Source organism: Terrisporobacter mayombei (assembly GCF_020748465.1).
GTDB classification, from domain to species: Bacteria; Bacillota; Clostridia; order Peptostreptococcales; family Peptostreptococcaceae; genus Terrisporobacter; species Terrisporobacter mayombei.
The window spans coordinates 1-509 of record NZ_JAHZMP010000126.1 but is presented as its reverse complement, the minus strand read 5'-3'; the positions used below and the strand labels follow the sequence as shown (position 1 = coordinate 509).

The window sequence follows — 509 nt, the reverse complement described above, 5'->3', positions numbered from 1 at the left end:
TTTATGATGGTGTTTTGATTTATACCTGCTCTGTATCAAATTTCTTTAGCTATAATAGGGCTTATACCTAGAAATTTAGAATATATAGACTTAAAGATAGATTCTTCTTATTCCTCTAGGTTTTTAATGAACAAATCCTTAGATATAGCATCAAGAGGGTTTAGTTTGTTTTGCTCTGGAGGTAATGAATAATCATGACCAGGTAAAACTTGACGAACTCTACTTATGCTAAAAGGGACTCTTTTTATAGAATCTATAATTTTATTTTCTTCACCATGAGTTATTATTATGTTGCTATGTCTTCCCATAATTTCAATCATAATATTTTTAACTGTCTTTTCTTTTAATTCATCTAAAGATTCAACACTTATTTTTATTATTCTTTCAAAACCTATTTGAGAAATTTCTACTATATTTCCACCTTGTATGTATTTTCTAAGTAACATACAAAACATAGGCGCTTTTAGAGGATTTTCTTTTTGATAATTACTTGTAAGATAAACTCTAGG

General features: G+C 27.5%; 1 protein-coding gene. It reads right to left on the bottom strand.

Features of this window, described 5'->3' with window-relative positions:
- Positions 1-107 precede the first annotated feature (107 nt).
- The coding region (locus K0039_RS20690) for an NFACT family protein (RefSeq protein WP_228106819.1) at positions 108-509 on the bottom strand (402 nt) is incomplete at its 5' end.